18 protein-coding genes are annotated in these 19,714 nt (G+C 37.8%); 6 read left to right on the forward strand and 12 right to left on the reverse strand.

From position 1 onward, the window contains the following. Positions 1 to 33 precede the first annotated feature (33 nt). From OC25_RS14785 to OC25_RS14795, 3 genes are read left to right on the forward strand one after another with little or no spacing between them, the layout of a single operon-like run. Positions 34 to 2,394 (forward strand): TonB-dependent receptor domain-containing protein, encoded by a 2,361-nt coding sequence (locus tag OC25_RS14785; protein ID WP_039477448.1) that lies wholly within the window; start codon positions 34 to 36, stop codon positions 2,392 to 2,394. 8 nt (positions 2,395 to 2,402) lie between these two features. Continuing rightward, on the forward strand, positions 2,403 to 2,984 hold the full coding sequence (locus OC25_RS14790; protein WP_039477449.1) for a hypothetical protein: 582 nt from the start codon (positions 2,403 to 2,405) through the stop codon (positions 2,982 to 2,984). Further along, a complete protein-coding gene (locus tag OC25_RS14795) occupies positions 2,981 to 4,003 on the forward strand; it encodes a BF3164 family lipoprotein (RefSeq protein WP_039477450.1) in 1,023 nt (340 codons plus the stop codon). The genes OC25_RS14790 and OC25_RS14795 overlap by 4 nt, the downstream gene beginning before the upstream one ends. Before the next feature lie 89 nt (positions 4,004 to 4,092). On the opposite strand, the gene OC25_RS14800 is transcribed toward OC25_RS14795, so the two are convergent. From OC25_RS14800 to OC25_RS14845, 9 genes are all read right to left on the reverse strand, one after another. Further along, a complete protein-coding gene (locus tag OC25_RS14800) occupies positions 4,093 to 4,533 on the reverse strand; it encodes a hypothetical protein (RefSeq protein WP_039477451.1) in 441 nt (146 codons plus the stop codon). Positions 4,534 to 4,540: 7 nt separating this feature from the next. Then, positions 4,541 to 5,188: a hypothetical protein gene (locus OC25_RS26965; RefSeq protein ID WP_052266230.1), complete on the reverse strand. Its 648-nt coding sequence runs from the start codon at positions 5,186 to 5,188 to the stop codon at positions 4,541 to 4,543. A 33-nt stretch (positions 5,189 to 5,221) separates the two neighbouring features. Next, positions 5,222 to 5,782, reverse strand: a complete 561-nt coding sequence (locus tag OC25_RS14810) for an RNA polymerase sigma factor (RefSeq protein WP_039477452.1) — start codon at positions 5,780 to 5,782, stop codon at positions 5,222 to 5,224. Positions 5,783 to 5,874: 92 nt separating this feature from the next. Further along, entirely contained in the window at positions 5,875 to 6,831 is a 957-nt protein-coding gene (locus OC25_RS14815; protein ID WP_039477453.1) for a transketolase family protein, read from the reverse strand. A gap of 72 nt (positions 6,832 to 6,903) precedes the next feature. Beyond that, the gene (locus OC25_RS14820; RefSeq protein ID WP_039477455.1) at positions 6,904 to 7,749 is read right to left on the reverse strand and encodes a transketolase; all 846 of its coding nucleotides are present in this window, start codon (positions 7,747 to 7,749) and stop codon (positions 6,904 to 6,906) included. A gap of 57 nt (positions 7,750 to 7,806) precedes the next feature. Next, positions 7,807 to 8,271 (reverse strand): thioredoxin-dependent thiol peroxidase, encoded by a 465-nt coding sequence (gene bcp / locus OC25_RS14825; RefSeq protein WP_039477456.1) that lies wholly within the window; start codon positions 8,269 to 8,271, stop codon positions 7,807 to 7,809. A gap of 253 nt (positions 8,272 to 8,524) precedes the next feature. Beyond that, positions 8,525 to 10,252 (reverse strand): M23 family metallopeptidase, encoded by a 1,728-nt coding sequence (locus tag OC25_RS14835; protein WP_039477459.1) that lies wholly within the window; start codon positions 10,250 to 10,252, stop codon positions 8,525 to 8,527. 3 nt (positions 10,253 to 10,255) lie between these two features. Continuing rightward, positions 10,256 to 10,867, reverse strand: coding sequence for a fumarylacetoacetate hydrolase family protein (locus OC25_RS14840; RefSeq protein WP_039477460.1), 612 nt, complete (start codon positions 10,865 to 10,867; stop codon positions 10,256 to 10,258). A gap of 74 nt (positions 10,868 to 10,941) precedes the next feature. After that, a complete protein-coding gene (locus OC25_RS14845; protein WP_244154715.1) occupies positions 10,942 to 11,472 on the reverse strand; it encodes a T9SS type A sorting domain-containing protein in 531 nt (176 codons plus the stop codon). Between the two features lie 180 nt (positions 11,473 to 11,652). Between OC25_RS14845 and OC25_RS14850 the strand changes: the two genes are divergently transcribed. Both OC25_RS14850 and OC25_RS27940 read left to right on the forward strand, forming a co-directional pair. Continuing rightward, complete coding sequence (locus OC25_RS14850) at positions 11,653 to 13,632, forward strand: KUP/HAK/KT family potassium transporter (protein ID WP_039477466.1); 1,980 nt, start codon at positions 11,653 to 11,655, stop codon at positions 13,630 to 13,632. Further along, entirely contained in the window at positions 13,632 to 13,790 is a 159-nt protein-coding gene (locus OC25_RS27940) for a hypothetical protein (RefSeq protein ID WP_156131484.1), read from the forward strand. The genes OC25_RS14850 and OC25_RS27940 overlap by 1 nt, the downstream gene beginning before the upstream one ends. A 57-nt stretch (positions 13,791 to 13,847) precedes the next feature. On the opposite strand, the gene OC25_RS14855 is transcribed toward OC25_RS27940, so the two are convergent. Next, complete coding sequence (locus OC25_RS14855; protein WP_039477626.1) at positions 13,848 to 14,393, reverse strand: transposase; 546 nt, start codon at positions 14,391 to 14,393, stop codon at positions 13,848 to 13,850. 1 nt (position 14,394) lies between these two features. Next, positions 14,395 to 16,344, reverse strand: a complete 1,950-nt coding sequence (locus OC25_RS14860) for an amino acid permease (RefSeq protein WP_039477468.1) — start codon at positions 16,342 to 16,344, stop codon at positions 14,395 to 14,397. Between the two features lie 295 nt (positions 16,345 to 16,639). Between OC25_RS14860 and OC25_RS14865 the strand changes: the two genes are divergently transcribed. Beyond that, on the forward strand, positions 16,640 to 17,860 hold the full coding sequence (locus tag OC25_RS14865; protein WP_039477469.1) for an MFS transporter: 1,221 nt from the start codon (positions 16,640 to 16,642) through the stop codon (positions 17,858 to 17,860). Positions 17,861 to 17,979: 119 nt separating this feature from the next. On the opposite strand, the gene OC25_RS14870 is transcribed toward OC25_RS14865, so the two are convergent. After that, on the reverse strand, positions 17,980 to 19,686 hold the full coding sequence (locus OC25_RS14870) for a M3 family oligoendopeptidase (protein WP_039477470.1): 1,707 nt from the start codon (positions 19,684 to 19,686) through the stop codon (positions 17,980 to 17,982). Between the last annotated feature and the right edge of the window lie 28 nt (positions 19,687 to 19,714).

Consider the following 19,714-nt stretch of genomic DNA (forward strand, 5'->3'; position numbering starts at 1 on the left):
AGAAACAATACTCGTTAGAGCTAAAATGACTAGATGAAACTCCTATATACAATACTATTCTTACTGCCATTCGCATCATTTAGCCAAACCAAATCGATAAAAATACAACTTACAGATTCAATTTCCAGGCAGCCTATTAGCAACGCTTCAGCCGAATTGAAAAGTAAGGTGACAAACAAACACACCAATGCCATAACCAATTCCAAAGGAAATGCGCTGTTAAATCCAACAGTCAATGGGAAATATGAACTTTCCATTACAGCGGTGGGTTATAAGAAAGCCAAAAAATCATTTGAAATAACTGATTTCCCTAAAGATACTTTGGTTATAAATATTGCTTTAACTGAAACATCTACAAGTCTTTCAGATGTCAATATCTCAACCCAGAAAAAAATCATAAAGCGCGAAATAGACCGACTTATTTATAAAGTATCGGAGGATCCTGATAGCAAATCCCTGTCACTATTCGAAGTATTGAGAAAAGTTCCATTAATATCGATAGATGGTGAAAAGAATATACGCATCAAGGGATCTGCTAACTTTAAAGTTTTCATTGATAACAAACCATCCGCGTTGTTTGTAAGAAACATTGCTGATGCATTAAGGAACATTCCTGCTAGTTCAATTTTAAGAATTGAGGTTATCACTTCTCCGCCTGTTAAATACGACGCAGAAGGGCTAGGAGGGATCATTAATATTGTTATGATTAAAAAGGAAAGTGACCTATATACTGCAAAATTTGGTGTAAGATATGTTACTCCTGATGGCCCATCAGGGAACGCCGCCTTCTCATACGCCAAAGAGAAATTTGGCTTTTCTGTAAACGGTGGGGTTTCCCAAATTAAATCACCTGAAACAGAAAGCATTCTGACTCGTCTATCAAAAGCAAATAACAATAGCTTTATTCAAAACAGTTTGAACCGCTCTAATAACAATTTCCAATACGGCCAGTTTAGTTCGAGTTATCAATTTGATTCATTGAAACTATTAACAGTATCGGCAAGCATAAATGGTAATAATGGTAAGAATTATACAAGACAAGCTTCGAGGTTGTCAAATAACAATGCTCTCTTGGAAAGTTATGATCTAAATTATAATGATATCAATTCCTCTTTATCATTCGATGTTAACACTAACTATGAGATTAAGTTCAGAAAAAACAGCGAAAGGTTCATTACTTTTTCCTACAGCTATGCGCAAGGAAATGACAAACTGGATAATAATTCGGACCAGTTTTCCAATAATCAACTATTAAATAGTACACAGTTCAATGGAGCAGGCAGAAAAGAAAACACATTTCAGGTAGATTTATCATATTCAATCAAAAAAGTTCAGATAGAAGTAGGGGTAAAATCGATACTAAGAACCAATTTCAGTGATTATTGGTCTCGAACGTCAACCAACTACATCGACAATAATTTCGCTTATGATCAAAATGTTTACAGCTTTTATAACTCCTACCTGATCACAACCAAGTCAACAGACATAAAAGCAGGGTTCAGGCTCGAGAGAACAACCTCAAACATCGACGGATTTGCGAACAATTCCTCCCTAAAGCCATATTTCAGCTTTATTCCGGCATTATCTGTTCAACAGAAACTTTCTGAAGCTAATTCAATTACAGCAAGCTATACGAAGAGACTAGAGCGTCCAGGTATTTGGGAGCTTAATCCGTTTATCAATAATATCGATCCTCGGAATATATCTTTCGGAAATCCATTCCTTACCTCTTCCATGACCAATAATTTTGAACTTTATTACAACTATTCCGGTAAAGTGTCACTTGATATGGGGGCAGACTATTCATTCTCAAAGGGGAATATTGAAATTGTAAATCTATTTGACCCCATTACGAATGTATTTCAATCTACCTATCAAAATGGCAGCAGAAAAAGAAATTTGGGTGCTAATATCAGCTTAAGCTTTAAGCCTAGTAAATCGATAAGCACAAATCTCAACGCTTCTGCTACAAACAACAAGATTGAGGGACAGCTTAATAACAATTATTACTCAAATTCGGGTACAACTTATAATATATACAGCTCTATTTCTAAAAGATTTGATAAAAACTTTAGAGTAAATATAAATGGTTCGTATAATAATGGAATCATACTGCTTCAGGGTAAAACTTCCCAAATTTTTACCTACTCTGCCTCCATTACAAAATCACTACTAAAAAACAACCTTAATATTACTGCATCAACAACAAACCCTTTCCGCAAGTATCGATATCTTGATAATGAAAGATTTACAGTTGATTCTTACCAGACTATGAGGCTACAAAATTATGCCCGTCAATTCTCATTGGGAATTAATTACAAGTTCGGCAAGCAAAAAGAAATGGTAAAGGAAAGCAGTAAGACCATCACCAATGATGATCTAAAATCTCATTAAAAATTCAAATGAAAAAACCTTGGTATAAAAAAGATTTCATCTTTTATCCACTGATTATGGTTATCAGTGCAGGAATATATTTTTTGGTTGCAAACCTGATCAATCCTAAACCGACTATAGCCAATCCGAAACCTTTACCGGCACTTTCTAAAAAACTGAAAACTGACGATAAGATACTTCAACTTCAAAATATTTCTGATACAACAAACACACTTAAAAACTTTCTTGCAAATCAGAAAGGAAAAAACTTTGCAGTTGTATTGATTGATGGCGGATGTTCTGTGTGTCTTCAAACATTATTTAATTGGAAGATTTTTATAGGTGAAAACCATCTTGATAAAAACCGTATCGTTTTTATTGGGTATGATGCATCAGTAAAACAACTTAACTATTCGATGAAGAAAGTTGTTAAGCTCGATTGTGAAATCTATGTAGATAATTCCTATTTATTGGGTACATTAAATAAGATAGGACAAGATAGTGACCTTAAAACACTAATCGTTGATAAATCCCTGAATATCCTCATTCAAAAAGATCCATTTGTTGATCAAAAAATCAAACCACAATTTGTTAAACTTCTACAGGAATGAGAAAACTCTTAATATTTTGCGTCTTTTTATGTGCATGTAAGCAATCGCCGGACTTCGTAACTAAAGACTTTGAATTAGTTACTCCTAAACAGACATGGCTTAATCTGGATTCTGTTAAAGCACCAATCAAATGCCTTGAGGTTGTTAATCACGAAGTAATTGCTATTGATGACGCTAATAACCTCCTAAGTTATAATATTGATACAAAACAGACTAGAAGAATTGTGTCTGAAAAAACTGCACCTGTAGATTTCATTTCTCCTAAAGAAATCTTTGCGGTTAGTCCATCAAGATTTGTTGTATATGATTTGACAAGTGATTCTTTTTTTGAATATCTCCGAAGTGGGAATAGATGGAGTATTGGTAAAAGCAACCAGCTCTACTTTCCTTTGCATGGATTACCAAGTATATCTCCTGTGTCCGGCAATAAATTTGCAGCCACTTCACTGAATAATATTGAAGGAAAAATTATTATTGGCAAACTTGCCCCAAAACCAGTTATTGTAAAATATATCGGAAAAATTGACAAAAAAACTTCCGAAAACAAATATATCACTGGAATGATAAACCGCTCTTCATGTGTTTATGATAAATGGACAAACAATATTTTTGTTGGGAATTTCTATTCTGACAAAGTTGAATGTTATGGCATAAATGGGAAACTTAAATTTCAAATTTATGGCCCAGATGGCTTTAACCCAGTTTATAAAGTTAAAAAAGTTAAGTCAGACCAAGTTTTTATTAATACTCCTGATACAAAGGATGCATTTATTTCTATTACCTGTGATAAAAAATATGTTTATGCGCTATATTCTGGTAAAACAATAAGCCAACAGGTAAAAGATTTAAGTAAAACAATATTTATTTTTAATAAACAAGGTATCCCTATCAAGAAAATTCTAGTAAGAGTTGATATTGGTTTAATTAAAGCTGATGAAAATTCGCATGCATTGTATTGTTATTTTATTGATAATAATCCCAAAACTCAGATTCTTGTATATGACACTAAGAACCTTTAAACAATATTATTATATATCCGTTTTCCTTAATTTTAACAGTACCCTCCGTTTAAACAAAAAAGACCTACATCGCTGTAAGTCTTATTTATTTAGGGCCTTTGGCCACCTCTAAATCTGTTAAGCAGTTCGCGCTTAAATGCTTCCTGCGCCCGGTAAAATTTACCAACAACTTTAATCGGTAGCGATGACTTAAGCTTGTTGTAATATTTTTTATCGAGATTAAGATCTCTTTGTTTAAAATCAAATTCGCTGGTGATTAAGGTCTGAACCTGTGCATCGCTTAAGTTATCTATTTCATCCACTTTTCTGAACGAGATCATCTTTTGCATGCGCTCTTTACGTAAAGCGTTTTGTTCGGCCTGCATATCGTTATAAATTGGCCAGAAAATCTTCGCCTCTTCGGGTGATAAATCTAGTTTTTGAGTAAAAAAGGCAATTTTAAGCGATTCTATTTCTTCTCCTTTTGGTTTTTGTGCCAAAACTGTAGCGGGTAATAGAAACATTAAAGCAACAAAAAGTAAATTCTTCATTTCTTAATTAATTATTTAGTTCCTGAGATAAATCATTTGATGAAAAATGATTCAGGATATAGTTTTCCATTTCTGTATCTGACGCAGCATTCGTTTTTGATGAGTTGGTATTCTGAGCCTCTAAATGTTCTATAATGGTATTCTCATCAATATCATAAAGCAATTGTTCATTCGCAAGATCGGCTGTTGGTGTTTTTGCAACGGGTACCGATGGATTGTTTTGATAAAAGTAAGCCCCAAATGTTGCCATTAAAACAAAACAGGCCGCGCTTGCATATTTAACTATGTTTCTCCTCCATAGCGGAACAATCTTAGCTGCCTTTTTAGGTGTTTCTGCTGCAATTTTACTATTAATTCTGCTTTGTAAACTATCAAAGTAGTTTTCCGGTACAGCAAACGGTTGTGCTTTTGGCATTTCCGACAGGCTGATCCGTATTTCAATGCGTTCCGTTAAATCTTCAAAATAATTTTGCGGAACCTCAAAACTATTCTGGTTTGTTTTATCCTTCAGGCCATCTAAAAAAACAGCAGAAAGAACTTGCTCTTCAACACTTTCGAAATATCCATCCGGAACGGCAAAAGGATTCCGTTTGCCCATTGCTGCAAGGGTAGGGGCTTCGTTTATCCAATCGTTATTTTCTAAATTTTCGTTCATCACAGATATATGATACAATTCAGGTGAAAAGGTTTAATATTCAATTTCATCATTTGTAATAAAAGCTTCAATTTTTTTTGCCGCAATATGAAACGATGCTTTTAAAGCACCTACAGAGGTGCCAAGTACCTCCGAAATTTCTTCATATTTCATGTCATCAAAATATTTCATATTGAAGATAATGCGTTGTTTTTCGGGCAAAGTGAGAATGGCTTTTTGCAGTTTTAATTCGAGTTTATCACCGTTGAAATACGATGAAGCAATCAGATTATCGGCTAGCTCAGATGAAACTTCATCTAAAGGGGTATTGTTTTTCTGCTTTTGCTTGTTTAAAAAAGTAATCGATTCGTTGGTAGCAATGCGATATATCCAGGTGTACAGTTGCGAATCACTTCTGAATTTATCGAGGTTTTTCCAAACTTTAACAAATACTTCCTGTAAAAGATCGTCGCAGTCGTCGTGGTTGAGTACCAATCTCCTGATGTGCCAGTAAATTTTTTGCTGATATTTTTTTAAAAGCAGGTTAAAGGCTTCATTTCGGGTCTTCTCGACGGCAAACATTTCAAGAATTTCTGAATCTTCAACTTGTCTCATTTATGATAATTATAAAACCACAAAGACACTAAGAACACAAAGGTTTGGTTATGCTCAGTGCTCCTGGTGTCTTTGCGGTTAAATTTTTAATGCTATTTTTTTCTGCCGATTACTTTTTGCACAGCTTCAACAATGTTAACGGCATCTAATCCGTATTTAGCCATTAATTGATCTGGTGTTCCGCTTTCGCCGAAAGTATCGTTAGTAGCTACAAACTCTTGTGGAGTTGGCAATTCGGTAGTTAACAAACGGGCAACGCTTTCGCCTAAACCACCAAATTTGTTGTGCTCTTCGCAGGTTACTACACAACCAGTTTTTTTCACTGACTTTAAGATTGCTTCATCATCCAAAGGTTTAATGGTGTGGATATTTATAATTTCCGCATCAATACCTAGCTCTGCCAATTTCTCACCAGCTTCGATTGCTTTCCAAACCATGTGACCGGTTGCAATAATGGTTACATCGGTACCTTCGTTAACCATCCAGGCTTTACCAATCTCGAATTTCTGATCAGGGTCTGTAAACACAGGAATAACCGGGCGACCAAAACGCAGGTAAACTGGTCCTTCGTACTCGGCAATAGCCATCGTTGCTGCTTTGGTTTGGTTATAATCGCAAGGATTAATTACCACCATACCCGGCAACATTTTCATTAAACCAATATCTTCTAAAATCTGATGTGTTGCACCATCTTCGCCAAGGGTTAAACCAGCATGTGAAGCACAGATTTTTACGTTTTTGTTTGAGTAAGCTACAGATTGACGAATCTGATCGTAAACACGGCCTGTAGAAAAGTTGGCAAAAGTACCGGTGAAAGGAATTTTACCGCCAATAGTCATACCGGCTGCAATACCAATCATGTTCGCTTCGGCAATACCAACCTGTGTAAAACGCTCTGGAAAATCTTTAATAAAAGCATCCATTTTAAGCGATCCAACTAAATCGGCACATAAGGCAACCACATTTTCGTTTTTCTTGCCTGCTTCATGTAAGCCAGCGCCAAATCCCGAACGTGTATCTTTTTTTTCTGTATATGTGTATTTTTTCATTATTTCTTTGATATGCGACTTTAGATATTAGATATGAGACTCAAATCTCATATCTCACATCTCCAATCTAATTTAGTAATCCCCTAAAGTTTCTGGTAATTGAGCTAATGCAGCAGCTAACTGTTCGTCGTTTGGTGCTGTACCGTGCCATTTATGCGTACCCATCATATAATCTACACCTGCACCCATTTGTGTGCTCATTAAATTTAAGATTGGCTTACCTTTTCCTGTTAAAGTTTTTGCATAGTGTAAACCTTCAACAATTGATTGCATATCGTTACCATCGGTATTGATTACATGCCATCCGAAAGCTTCGAATTTAGCTTGTAAATCGTCTAAAGCAAGTACTTTGCTTGTAGGGCCATCAATTTGCTGGCCGTTATAATCAACAGAAGCAATTAAGTGGTCTACTTTATTGAAAGGCGCAAACATTGCTGCTTCCCAGTTTTGGCCTTCCTGTAATTCTCCATCACCCAATAATGCAAAGATGATAGATTTATCGCCGTTTAATTTTTTGGCTAAAGCTGCTCCAATAGCAACTGATAAGCCCTGACCCAAAGAACCTGAAGCTACACGGATTCCAGGTAAATGTTCGTGTGTAGTTGGATGGCCTTGCAATCTAGAGTCTAACTTACGGAAAGTTGCCAATTCGCTTTTGTCAAAATAGCCCGCATGAGCCAAAGTACTGTACCAAACCGGAGAAATGTGACCGTTAGATAAGAAAAACAAATCTTCGCCTGCACCTTCCATAGTGAAGTCGGTTTTGTGGTTCATTACTTCGAAGTATAAAGCAGTAAAAAAGTCTGTGCATCCAAGTGAGGCACCAGGGTGGCCAGACTGACATCCGTGAACCATTCTTACGATATCTCGTCTGATCTGAGAGGCAATATCTTCTAGCTCTTTAATTGTATGTTTCATTAAAATTAGAGGTTGTTGTTACATAGCAAAGGTAATATTTTACTTGCTATATCATAATTAGTTATTGATTAAATCGAGTACTTGTTGTGTTGAATTTTTGGTGTCAACTTTTTTAATGATATGTGCAATTTTGCCTTCACCATCAATAATAAAAGTTGTACGTACGGTACCCATATATTTTTTGCCGTACATGTTTTTTTCGGCCCAAACGCCATAGTCATTTACGATTTTCTGATCGGTATCTGCCAAAAGGGTAAAGGGTAAATTGTGTTTGGTTACAAACTTTTGGTGCGATTTTTCGTCATCGACACTCACGCCTAAAACCACAATGCCTTTGGCTTGTAAGCCCTGATAGTTATCTCTAAAATCGCAAGCTTCAGCGGTGCAGCCCGGAGTATCGTCTTTCGGATAGAAATACAGCACAACAGTTTTTCCTTTATAATCGCTTAACGATACCTCAATGCCATTTTGATCTTTTGATGTAATTGCAGGTGCCTGATCACCTTCTTTTAACTCTGCCATATTATAAATGATTGAATTTTTGACTGGTAAAATGATTGAATGTTGCAAGTTAAACAGTTTAAACCATTATCGTGTTCAATATATGTTAAAAGATGACTTTACATTAATTAATAACCGATATTTAAATGCCAATAACCAGCACCAAGTATCAAATACCAATAACCAATTATCAAAGTTCCTGTTAACAGAACTAACCAACTAAAGGTTTGTGCTAGGCTTGATAATTGGTGCTTGTGGTTTGATTATTTCCGATTTACCTCGAAAAATCAATCCTATACCTTCTGGTATTTTCTTTCATATCGGTTACCACCAGTTCGAGGCTGTGTTTACCACTGCTTGTCCGTTCGTCGAAACTGTGCCAAAGGGTAGCGGTTTTGGCATCAAATTCCATTAAAACCCATTTGCCATCAATATAACCGTTAAAGTTTTTAATCCCTGATAAATTATCGCTGATTTTGAAAGTCATTTTCGATAAACCTGCCATATTACGGCCTTCGGAAATATTGACTGGTACAATTCTCGGCGCAATAGTATCAACAGCGATGTAAAAACTGCCAAAGTTTTTTGGAGTGGCCTTAACAAAACCGTTATCGAAACTACCGCCTTGTGATGAACCACCAGTGCTTACAATCAGTGCTTTGCTCCTTAAATTTTCTGGCAGGTTATCTGCTTTGATCCATAAATCGAAACCAATATGAAGTGGGGTATAGCGGTTATGGATCTGGTGTATGGACGACCAGGCGTTGCCGGCTGGTTTGGGTAGTTTTTTATAGCTGAAATTAAGATCGTTGTATAAAGTACCCATCGGGAAAACCACCTTAATATCTTCATTGTTAAACTCGTTAACCTTGTTGTATGGATAAATGATACCTGGAGGAACAGTTGGTGCTGCCACAGGCGCTGTGCCTGCATTTACCGTAAAGGGCAAAACAGCCGAATTTCCTTTCGAATCGGTAATGATATAACGCAGCTGGTGGGTAGCACCATCGTTAAAATTGATTCTGCCGTTATTTACCAAACTGCTGTATATTTTTAATGGGTTACCCGGATCAACAAAGCTTTTTTGAATACTTCTTTTCGTATTGATATAAGTTGGATAGTCGATATGAGAATTAATGGCCTTACTGTCTTCGAAGGCAAAACGTTCTAATGCAGAAGTATAGATTTTCTTTCCATCGAGTTCCAGCTGGATAGAATAAACCCCATTGGTACCCGATAAACCATTGTGCCTGTCGGTAACTACGATGCCAAAGCCCACCTCGCCGGTTAAACTGATTGGTGCTGTAGTTTTATATTCGCCGCTTGCACCCGAAATGGCGATGGCTTGTTTTGGGGTAAACTCGTTAAAGGTTTTTCCATTTAAACGGTAAACATAAAGCCCATGAATAACCGGGGGGATATTATCGGGAATGATAATGCCAAAAAACTGTGGATTGATGGTTTCTTCAGTTTTGGTGTCCCTGATTTCGAAATGTAAATGTGGCCCGCCAGAGCTGCCACGGTTGCCCGACCAGGCAATAATTTCGCCTTTGTGCACCGGGATTAAAGTCGCATCAGGAAATTCATCAATTTCGAACGATTTCTTTTCGTATTCAAGATTTTTAACCACAGTTGCAATTTTAGGTGCAAAACGTTGCAAATGACCATAAACTGTGGTAAAACCATTTGGGTGGTTAATGTAAAGTGCCTGACCAAAGCCACTGTTTTGTACCCTTAACCGCGAAATATAACCATCGGCAACGGCGTATACCGGATAACCTTCCCGCTGGTTGGTTCTGAAATCGATACCAGAGTGGAAATGGTTTCCCCTGATTTCGCCAAAAGAACCTGCAAGGGCAGGAGGGGTAATGTCTAACGGTTGCCTGAAATCGGTAATGGGATATTTATTGGTGCTGAAAATCTGTTGTGCCTGTGCGAAATTAATAGCAGATAAAAATAAGAGCGCAAGTTTACTGAAAAGGAGGATCGGATTTTTTGTCATTCGTTACTTTACATCAAAATTTAAGAGTTGTTTGCCTTCCAGCCAGGCTTCCAATTTATCGCCTTTGTTTATTTTACCAACACCTTCGGGGGTTCCGGTAAAAATTAAATCGCCTTTTTTTAAAGTAATGTATTGCGAAACAAAGCTGATTATCTTCTCGAACGAGAAGAGCAGGTCTTTAGTATGGCCAACCTGACGGCTTTCTCCGTTTATTTTTAATTCGAAATTTAAATTGTAAAGGTTTTCGAAATCGTTTTTAGGACTAAAAAGGCTGATGGGGGCAGAGTTATCGAACGCTTTGGCCAGTTCCCATGGTAATCCTTTTTCCTTGTGTTTGCTTTGGATATCGCGCGCAGTAAAATCGATACCTAAGCCTACTTCGTCATAGTAATTGGCTGCAAATTTTTCGGCAATGTGTTTTCCTTCCTTACAGATTTTTAAAACTACTTCGAGTTCGTAATGTACGTCATCCGAAAAATCGGGCAGGTAAAAAGGTTTGTTGTCTTTTAGGACCGCGGTATCGGGTTTCAAAAAAATTACCGGTGTAGTTGGAATCGGATTGTTCAGTTCTTTGGCATGTTCGGCATAATTGCGGCCAATGGCTATGATTTTCATTTTTAAAAATTGTGGTGTAAGCAAATAGACTGGGTTAAACCCGGGTCAATTCAAAAATAGAAAAGAAAATGGTGTTATAAAACTGAGATGCGTTTTACCTGGCTTTCTGTTCCGGCAATAACCCTTAAAAAATAGATGCCCGCATTAATTCTACTCGGGATGGTAAAGGATTTGGTTTGCTCGCCGGCGTTTAAGCGCTCATTTGATAAAGTAGCTACTTCATTACCCAGTAAATCGATAATTTTTATGGTAGTTTGTGTACCATCTTTACCAATAGAAAGAATAATATTTAGCTGATCTTCAACTGGATTGGGGTATATTTTTACAATCGTCAGTAATTTATCTTTTGGAGTAACGGTTGCAGCCCTAGGCGTAGTAGAATAAGAATTGAATAAACCACTGCCTCCGATTGACATATAAAGCGGCTTGTAAGGAGTAATGTTGGCTTTAATTTCGGGGATTCTGCTTACTTTTTTGGCTCTGTTTTTAAGGCTAATCTTAATGCTATCAGCCTGTTGCGACCAAGAATTTACGCTGCATAACAAAACCATGCACAATGTGCAGGCTAGTTTGGTGAGCAACGTTGTCTTAGTGTAGAGTTTCATCAAATTGGTAATGCAAATGTATTAATTTAAAACAAAGAAATTAAACATTTTGTTTAAAAGCCATAATTTAACACAATTTAACAATAATATTTAAATTTCAAAGTGTTGAAAATACACAATAATTTGGTTGTTAAATTGTTATAGTTAGTTTACTTTTGCCCCACTTAAATAATCAACGAAGTGTCAAATCATAAAAATGTCAACGCGTTAACCGCTGGTGGGATTCTAATTAGTTTGGGAATTGTATTCGGCGATATTGGTACATCACCATTGTATACCCTCAACGCAATTTTCACCAGTATTTTAGGCGTAAAAGATGGCGTGGCTTCACATCCGGGAACAATTACCAACGATATTGTACTCGGGGTACTTTCCTGTATCATCTGGACCCTAACCTTACAAACAACTGTTAAATATGTTATTATAACCCTAAGGGCCGATAATAAGGGTGAGGGAGGGATATTTTCACTGTTCTCATTGGTGCGTAAAAAGGCCAAATGGTTAATTTTACCGGCCATAGTGGGTGGTTGTGCCTTGCTTGCCGATGGGGTTATTACTCCGAGTATTACGGTAACTTCGGCTATTGAGGGATTAACCAATAAGTTCGATATTCCTGTTGTACCGGTAGTAATCGCTATTTTAACGGTGCTTTTCATCATTCAGCAATTTGGTACCAACCTGGTTGGAAAACTTTTCGGACCGGTAATGTTTGTGTGGTTTACCGTTTTGGGGGTAGCCGGATTATTATTTATCGTTAAAGATTTTAGCATTTTACATGCGCTTAATCCTTACTACGCCGTGCATTTATTGGCTACCAACAGCAAAGCTTTTATTATTCTGGGTGGCGTTTTCCTGTGTACAACCGGAGCCGAGGCACTTTATTCGGATTTAGGGCATTGCGGGCGTAATAACATTAGGATCAGCTGGATTTTTGTTAAAATTACACTCATTTTAAACTACCTGGGACAAGGTGTATGGATTTTACAGAACGAAGGTACTTTCGTACCCAGCTCTAAAATGAATCCGTTTTTCCAGATCATATCGAGTCATTTTCAGGTGCCAATGGTAATACTGGCCACAATGGCAGCAGTAATTGCCAGTCAGGCCTTAATTAGTGGCTCTTTTACGCTGATTTCGGAAGCTGTACGTTTAAACCTTTGGCCGAAGATTAAAATCGTTTATCCATCTGTTTCAAAAGGACAGTTGTATGTACCTTCTATTAACTGGATGCTTTGGTTAGGCTGTTGCAGTATCGTATTCTTTTGGGAAGAATCCTCTAAAATGGATGCCGCGTACGGGCTTTCTATCACCATCGCGATGTTAATGACAACCATTTTGGTCAGCGTATATTTGAGGAGCAAGCGATTCCCCAAATACCTCATCGCCATTTTTATTTCAATTTATGTATTGATTGAAGGTACTTTCCTTTTTAGTAACCTGCATAAGTTTTCTGATGGTGGTTGGCTTACTGTACTTATTGGTTCGGCACTCTTTACCGTAATGTGGAGCTGGTTTGTAGCCCGGAAAATCAAAAACAGATTTGTAAAATACGTAGAAATAGAAGATTATTATCAGATCTTGAGCGAATTGAGTAGTGATGAATCTGTGCCGAAATATTCTTCACAGCTTGTGTATTTAACCAGCGCCAATTTCAAAACTGAAATTGAATCGAAGATCATCTATTCTATTATTCAAAAAGAGCCCAAACGTGCCGATGTGTATTGGCTGGTGCACGTTGATGTAATGGATGAGCCTTATACTTTAGATTATAAGGTAGAGTTCCTGATTCCTGGTAAACTGATCAGGATCGATTTTAAATTAGGTTTCAGAATTGAACAACGTGTAAACCTGCTGTACCGTAAAGTAGTTGAAGAACTGGTTAAGAACGGTGAAATTGACATCACGAGTCAATACACCTCGTTAAACAAACATAAAATTGCCGGCGATTTCAGGTTCGTGCTTTTAGAAAAACATCTATCTAAATTTACCAAACTGAGCTTCTATGAACGTACAATTATGGATTATTACTTTATCCTGAAGCGTTTAAGTTTATCAGAAGAACGAAGTTTTGGCTTGGATAGCAGTTACGTAGATGTGGAGAAAGTACCGCTGATTTTTGTTACACCAGATGATATTGAACTGAACAGATTACCGGTTTAATGGGCAGGAATCTAATTATTTTACTTGCGATAGTTTTATTTATTGCAGGCCCTGCAGCCAAAGTAAATGGCTTGCCGCATAGCGAATACTACCTCATCCTTTCGGGAATTGGTTTGGTTATTTTGACGACTTTTCTTTTTAAGAAAAAGTCGTCTTAGATTGTTAAACTAAATAAATATAAATCCTCTTTCTGTTACGGAAAGAGGATTTATTGTTTAAAGATCGAGTTTATCTTCGTTCCACTTATTTGGATTGTTGATGATGTAATTTGAGATGTTTTGATATGCTCTTGCATCGCGGATGATGTGTTCGTAATAATTGCGCTGCCATAACTTGCCCATTATTTTGTTATGCGATTTAAATAATTGAAGGCAAGCATTTGAAACGATTGATTTATATGCTCCAATAATATCAGAAATCGTCGGGGCGACCCTTGCGGTCGCCCGATTTAGTGCGCTTTCTTCTTGTGCGACCGCAAGGGTCGCCCCGACATCTGACAAGACGATAATACCGTGCATGTGATTCGGCATGATCTGAAACACATCGAGTTCAAAATTTGAAAATCTATTTGCTAAATTAATCCATTCATTATAAGCAATGGTTCCCAATTCATTTAAGATCATTTCATTATCTGAAACTTTTCCAAATCTATGTAGCCTATCTTCGCAACAGATTGTAATAAAATAAGCTCCAGCTTTAGAGTAATCATAACCCTTTAACCTGATCGATCGTCGATGATGTATTAAAGGGTTGTACTTCATCTCAATTTTCAGGCTGTGCCAATTTACTATGCTTATACCCATAAGCAAAATAAACAACCAGACCTACAACCAGCCAGATACCAAAGCCAATCCAGTTCGAGATGCCCAGTTCGCACATCATGTATAAACAGCTGATTAATCCTAAAACTGGAATTAGGGAAAGATTTTTAGTAATGCAATAAAAGGTAATGATTACGCAGATAATCAGGAAAATCCACATTGGTATTTTGTGTTTAAAGAGGCTCCAGCCGCTTTCATATTTCTTTTCAATGCTAACCTTCGATGCAGCGATAAATTGCTCGTACCGATCACCAGGTAATGCGCTCAGGTAAGATTCTGCATCTACTTTTTCCGCAAGGATGATCTGCGGAGCTGAATTTTTTACAATTTCTTCCTTAACAATTTTAAGCTCTTCTCCATTTAATGAAGTGACAAAATTTATGGTTTCAACCGTTTTAGGGGAGTTAAAAAAGAAAGCTTTGGTTTCCTTTCCATATTGTGTGAAAGCAAAGGCAATGCTGGCTATAAAAATTACCGGAACAATAAATTTACTGTTTACATAAGGAATCTTGAATTTTCCACGTTGTACATCTGGTCTGTTTTGCAATACCAATACACCGGCACAAACCAATACGAAAGCGAAAAGCGTTCCGATAGAGCAAAGGTCGGTAACGATGGTGAGGTTCATGAATAAGGATGGCACAGCAACCACAAAGCCTACCACAATAGTAGCAAACGAAGGTGTTTTGTATTTTGGGTGGATTTTTGAAAAAGATTTCGGTAACAAGCCATCTCTGCTCATACTCATCCAGATACGGGGCTGTCCCATCTGGAAAACCAAAAGTACACTGGCCATAGCAAAAACAGCACTCACGGCAATAATTCCACTCATTAATTTAAGATCAATCTGATCGAAAACAAAGGCTAATGGATCGCCAACGGCTAAGGTATCAGACTTTACAATACCTGTTAAAACCAATGCAATGGCTACGTAAAGAATGGTACAAATGATAATGGCCCACATCATCCCACGTGGTAAATCGCGCTGTGGGTTTTTACATTCTTCGGCTGTGGTAGAAATAGCATCGAAGCCGATATAGGCAAAAAATACCGCCGAAACACCTTTTAATATACCCGAAACGCCATTTGGTGCAAACGGATTCCAGTTTTTAGTATCTACGTAAAATATACCTACAGCCAATACCAGTAAAATTACAGCCAGTTTAACCACAACCATAGCATTACTGGCGTTGCGACTTTCTTTCATACCGCGGTAAATTAACCAGGTAATTAAAATGATAATCGCTAAAGCCGGGATATCGGCTACCAGGTGGAAACCACCAATTTTAGGTGCAGTAAGCCAGGCATTGTTAGCCAGGGCTGTGGCCGAATCTAAATCGGCTAAATTTTTGCCTGCAGCCAATAAAGCTTCGGCATGTTTATGGCCGTTATAAGCGCTCAGGTAATCCATAGTCATCCAATCGGGTACATGGATACCATCAATGCCTAAAGGTGGTATTTTAATGGTGGAGAGTAAACCTGTAAAATAATCAGACCAGGATATGGCTACGGTAATGTTGCCAATGGAGTACTCCATAATGAGCGACCAGCCAATAATCCAGGCAATTAATTCGCCGAAAGCCACGTAAGAATAGGTATAGGCACTGCCCGAAACCGGAACCATTGAGGCAAATTCGGCATAGGCAAAGGCTGCAAAACTACAGGCAACAGCAGTAAAAATAAACAGGAAAATTACCGCCGGGCCACCATCGGCACTGGCTTTGCCAATCGTACTAAAAATACCAGCGCCAATAATAGCTGCAATACCAAAAGCGGTTAAATCGCGTACACCGAGGGTTTTATGTAAAGTGTTTTCGTGATCGCCATAGCCTTTTGCTGCATCTTGTAATATCTTGGAAATGGATTTCTTTCTGAATAGCTTTTCGAACATTTGTTGTTTGATTGTTTCTTCAAACTTATAAAAAGTTTGGCTAAAAACGTTTAAAGCAGGATATTAATTTCATTACACGTCTGGACGGATGGGAATGCAACTTAACTTAATCGCCCGTGTTTTATGAAATTAATGTCAAAAAGTTCGATTATTTGCTCGTCATAAGCCTTTGTTTGATTTGCATAATTTTAAGCGGTACGAAAGCATTAATTTTGCCTCATCCAATATAAACAGCGAATATACATACATAAAATTCTGTTTGATTGGAATATAAACAACTACATTTTTTATATTTATGAATACGGGCACTTTAGACATTAAATACATTAAAGAAGGTCATCAGGGGATAGCCACTATATTGGCCTTTGCCTTAATTCCCTTATCGGGTTTTGCTACCGATATTTACATTCCTTCATTGCCCACCATGGCTGGCGAAATGCAGGTTAGCAACGTTCAGGTTCAGCTTACGTTAAGTATATTTCTGATTAGTTATGGCGTTGCACAATTGTTTATCGGGAGTGTGCTCGATAGCTTTGGCCGTTATAAAATTGGTTTGTATTCGCTGTTGATTTTTGCTGCAGCGAGCATTATCATTGCCAATACACATAACATTTACCTCATTTATTTAATGAGAATTATACATGGGCTCACTGTTGGGGCTATTGTGGTGGCTAAACGCGCCTATTTTGTCGATCTTTTTGAAGGTGATCAGCTTAAGCATTACCTCAGTTTGTTTTCCATTATCTGGTCAACCGGACCTATTGTAGCGCCTTTTATCGGGGGCTACCTGCAAACGGTTTTTGGCTGGGAATCTAACTTCTATTTTCTGGGTGGTTTTGCTTTGGTTTTTGCTTTACTCGAGTTTATGTTCAGTGGCGAAACCCTGAAACATTTTACCGATTTTCAGTTGAAGAAAATAGCCAATATTTACGCCACAATGATTAAAACCACCAGTTTTACTTTAGGTATTGTAATGCTCGGACTGGCTTATTGTATGGTAATGGTTTACAACATGACGGGGCCATTTATTATTGAGCACCATTTGCATCTCTCGCCCGTGATTGCAGGCTATAGCTCACTGGTATTGGGTTTTGCCTGGATGGTAGGTGGCTTTATAGGTAAGGCTACTATAAATCGCCCGTTTTTTAGACGACTGGCCATTAATTCGGTTTTACAGCTGGTATTTGTGATATTGATGATGCTGAGCCTTAATTTTATCAGTAATCTTTACTCGCTGATCTTTTTTGCCTTTATCATTCACATTGGGGCTGGTTTTACTTTTAACAACTATTTTACTTTCTGTTTGAGCAAATTTCCGAAAAATGCAGGTATTGCCGGGGGCTTAACGGGTGGAATTACCTACGTTATTGTATCGTTTTTGAGTTATGCAGTGGTAAGCCTTGTGCCGGCAAAAGATGAGCGCAACCTAAGCTATAGTTATTTGATTATGATCGTTATATCGTTAATCGTAATGTTTATGATTTTGAGGGTGAGAAAAAGGGAAGAGCTAAATTAAAACAGCTTGATTTTTCGGATTTAAACATCAATAAAAAAGTCGTAGCATTTTGCTACGACTTTTCTGTTTTTTTGAGCGGAAAACCTTCAGTCTTTCACCTTTAAGCCTGTTACCTTGTACTATCCCAGTTTGTCCAGTTCTCCTTTTACGAAGCTGGCCAGTTCTTTAACGTATTCAGCGCTGAAATCGAATTTAATGCCGGCAGTTTCATAAATCTCGTTCATGGGTTTAGTGTAACCCAAAGCAAGGGCTGCCAGATATTGGTCTAATGCTTTTTCAGGGTTTTCCTTGTAGTTTTTCCATACGGCAATGGCACCCAATTGAGCAATTGCATATTCGATATAGTAGAACGGAACTTCGAATAAATGCAGCTGTTTTTGCCAAACATTGCCGAATTGTTGTTCCTGTCCATCCCAGTTGGCAAAACCTGCGCCAAAACGGTTGTAAATTTGTTTAAAGGTTTCTTCGCGGTCTGCAGCAGTATGGTTAGGGTTGGTATAAATCCAGTGTTGAAACTGATCAATCACCGCTACCCAAGGCAATGTTTTTAACACATCTGCCAACTGTTCTTTTTTGGCGCGGATTAAATCTTCTTCATTATCGAAATAAACATCCCATTTGTCCATGGAAATCAATTCCATACTCATCGAGGCTAATTCGGCAACTTCTGATGGACAGTGTTTAAAATCGTTCAATTCTAAATTTGCTGTTAAGAAAGTATGCACAGCATGACCACCCTCGTGTACCATGGTTGTCAAATCGCGAAGTGAGTTGGCCGAGTTCATGAAAATAAACGGTGCGCCAGTTTCGGCCAAAGGATAATTGTAGCCACCAGGAGCTTTACCTTTTCTGCTCTCTACATCAAAAAGGTTGTTGGCTTTCATCGTTGCCAGCTTTTCGCCCAGTTTTGGATCAATGGCATTAAAACAGATAATACTCTTATCAATCAGTTCTGCACCATTATTGAAAGGTTTTAATGCAGGTTTACCGCTTACGCTTACTTCTAAATCCCATGGTTTTACAGCGTCTAAACCCAGTGCTTCCCTGCGTTTTTCGGCCTGCTCTTTCAGAATCGGAACAATTTCTTTTTCGATGGCATTGGCAAAATCGTAGCAATCTTGAGGGGTATAATCAAAACGGCCCAAAGCCTGAAACATATAATCGCGGTAGTTTTCGAAACCTGCGTTTAAGGCTACCTGATTGCGCAATTTAATCAATTCATCAAAAAGGATGTTTAAATCATCTTTATCAACCAGGCGGCGTTGCTGGATCGTTTTCCAGGCATTTTCGCGTACTTCACGGTTCAAATCCTTTACCAGGATAGAAGCCTGCTCCATGGTGTATTCCTGACCGTTAATGGTAACGCTCATGGCGCCGGTAACGCTCTGGTATTTTTGTTGCTTAACCTGCAGTTCGGTAAACAATTCGATATTTTCTTCGCGGAATAGCTCCAGCGCTTTTTTAACCGACCTGTTGTAAACAAAATATTTTTCCTTATCCAGCTCATCCATATAAGGACTTTCTACAAACTTCTTGTTCAGCTCATTAGATAGCGGAGAGATTTTAGGCGAAATTTCTGTCGCGAAATACTGGAAACTTTTAACCAGTTCTTCGTTAGCCGTATCGCAGGTCATTTTAATGTAGCGCCAGGCAAAATCTTCTTCTAAAGCAGCTTCCAGTTCAGAGCGGTCTTTTAGCCATTGTTCTAATGCTGTTTTATTTTCAATGCTGCGGTTTTGGAGCTCGTCAAAAATTGGCGCTAAACTCTCCCAGGTAATGGTTAAATCCTGCGGAATATATGTTCTTGGTTTTTTGGTGATGATCATGTTTAGTTTAATTATGGAATGATAGAAT

It is taken from the genome of Pedobacter kyungheensis (assembly GCF_000812965.1).
GTDB classification, from domain to species: Bacteria; Bacteroidota; Bacteroidia; order Sphingobacteriales; family Sphingobacteriaceae; genus Pedobacter; species Pedobacter kyungheensis.